A 1,860-nucleotide genomic window follows, 5' to 3' on the forward strand; every position below is an offset into this window, starting at 1 on the left:
GTGCGGTGCATCTACCAACTGAGCTACCGAGGAAAAAAAGAAAAGAACCGCGTGTGAGATGTTTGGCCCCGCGCACACGATTCGAACGTGCAACCCCCGGCTTCGTAGGCCGGTGCTCTGATCCAGTTGAGCTAACGCGGGAGGGAAATGACTTGGAGAAATTGGCGGATGCGGAGCGAGTCGAACGCTCGTGCGTGGTGGGTGGGTGGCGATCCGTAAGGGAGTTGAACCCTTGGCTTCCTCCTGGACAGGGAGGCACTCTGGCCGCTGAGTTAACGGATCACTGTATGTGGTGAAGAAACTGGCGGAGCATGTTCGATTCGAACGAACGAGCCGCTTGCGCGGCCACGGCTTAGCAAGCCGCTGCCTTGGACCTCTCGGCCAATGCTCCAATGGTGTCCGGTTACGAGTTCCGGCGACGCCCAATTTTTGCGTCCGGTTTCCACGAGAGAACGATCTGCATCGCCCTGTCTCGCTCTTGTGTTGGTCCGTATTGCAGGGTTCGAACCTGCGACCCTCTGGTCCCAAACCAGATGCGCTACCAGACTGCGCCAAACACGGATTTTCTTTCGATCAATTTACTGGCAGACCGTGCACGATTCGAACGTGCGATTGCCTGAGTCAAAGTCAGGTGCCTTAGTCCAGCTTGGCGAACGGTCTGTATGCATTTGCGCYAACCTTGAGTTGACAGAAAGCGATGGTTGCGCGAGCAAGATTTGAACTTGCGATCTCGAGCGTATGAAACTCGCGGGGACGGCCAGGCTCCCCYACCGCGCTGTGTGTGATGCTGATGAATGTCGATGTGGAGTCGTATGCGGGATTCGAACCCGCGTCTACAAGGATGAAAACCTTGCGTCCTAAGCCACTAGACGAATACGACATGAATCTGCGAATGGAGCCCGCAGTCCGAATCGAACGGACGACCTCTCGCTTACAAGGCGAGCGCTGCTACCAGCTGAGCTATGCGGACGAAACTTTGTCCGTGCTACGAGAAATGGCGAGCACCGAAGGAGTCGAACCTTCAACCGCCGGTTTTGGAGACCGGTGTTCTGCCAGTTGAACTAGGCACTCAAGAAGCTGGTGGTCCCCCAAGCAAGCCTCGAACTTGCATGACTTTCGTCCCCGGTTTCTGAGACCGGTGCGTCTACCAGTTCCGCCATCGGGGGTGGTTCCATTTCGGTTGTGTCTTCACGCGATTCGGGCGCTTGCGCGCCCACGTCGACATCGCTGCACATGGCTGGGTCCAGACCGTGCACATCCCTCCAGGCCGCCGACGCGGTTGGCCTCTGGAGGTGCTGCAAAGGCACACCCGAAATGGAGCAGCAGGAGGGCTTTGATCCCTCGGCCTCAACGTTGGCGACGTTGCGCTCTACCTGGCTGAGCTACGGCTGCAAGTTTTTTTGCGAGTTGTTGGCCCCACCAGTGAGGGGCGCGACTCGCGGCAAATTTTTAAGGATCACCCACCGGCGCCACTCGGCGGGTGAGTTCACGGCAGCGCGATCACTGCAGTGGCGGCCGGCACCAGGTGCCGTTCGCGGTTGTGTGCGGTTCGATCCGCACGGAAAAAACAAAAAGGCCCGGAATCCACTTGGGAATCCGGGCCTCTGGCGAGAGAGCTTGGAAGGTGCGCGCCTACGCGCTACCTCCACCCGGGTGCGGCTGATCCTCGTACTGCTGTCCGAGCCACAAGCTGGCCGGAATCGCGGGAAAGGAGTTCAGCTGCGAATGCATCTTGAATGTCGTCAGGTTGCTGCCACCACAAAACAAGACGCGCACGAACGTCCGGCCCGATGCGGGTCGATGGTTCAGTGAGCTCAGGTTTGCGTTCACGATGGTTCCAGTGGTTGGCGAGTTCTCGAT

The 1,860-nt window shown here is 58.4% G+C and carries 1 protein-coding gene and 11 tRNA genes; all 12 read right to left on the minus strand.

Annotation, left to right across the window (positions count from 1 at the left end):
* Nucleotides 1–63: 63 nt before the first annotated feature.
* Nucleotides 64–141 (minus strand) — tRNA-Arg (locus tag AC1DOC_RS31935).
* 65 nt (nucleotides 142–206) lie between these two features.
* A tRNA-Asp gene (locus tag AC1DOC_RS31940) sits at nucleotides 207–282 on the minus strand.
* Between the two features lie 20 nt (nucleotides 283–302).
* Nucleotides 303–391 (minus strand) — tRNA-Ser (locus tag AC1DOC_RS31945).
* Nucleotides 392–484: 93 nt separating this feature from the next.
* Nucleotides 485–561, minus strand: a tRNA-Pro gene (locus tag AC1DOC_RS31950).
* A 21-nt stretch (nucleotides 562–582) separates the two neighbouring features.
* Nucleotides 583–660 (minus strand) — tRNA-Gln (locus AC1DOC_RS31955).
* Nucleotides 661–698: 38 nt separating this feature from the next.
* Nucleotides 699–777: transfer RNA gene (locus tag AC1DOC_RS31960), tRNA-Met, on the minus strand.
* 26 nt (nucleotides 778–803) lie between these two features.
* Nucleotides 804–880: transfer RNA gene (locus AC1DOC_RS31965), tRNA-Glu, on the minus strand.
* Nucleotides 881–893: 13 nt separating this feature from the next.
* A tRNA-Thr gene (locus tag AC1DOC_RS31970) sits at nucleotides 894–970 on the minus strand.
* Nucleotides 971–995: 25 nt separating this feature from the next.
* Nucleotides 996–1,071, minus strand: a tRNA-Trp gene (locus AC1DOC_RS31975).
* Nucleotides 1,072–1,081: 10 nt separating this feature from the next.
* Nucleotides 1,082–1,166: transfer RNA gene (locus tag AC1DOC_RS31980), tRNA-Leu, on the minus strand.
* 149 nt (nucleotides 1,167–1,315) lie between these two features.
* Nucleotides 1,316–1,392: transfer RNA gene (locus AC1DOC_RS31985), tRNA-Gly, on the minus strand.
* Nucleotides 1,393–1,632: 240 nt separating this feature from the next.
* Nucleotides 1,633–1,860: hypothetical protein (locus tag AC1DOC_RS31990; protein ID WP_478131366.1), on the minus strand; the 228-nt coding region annotated here is incomplete at its 5' end.

This window comes from Variovorax sp. 01T439_2, from assembly GCF_056398445.1.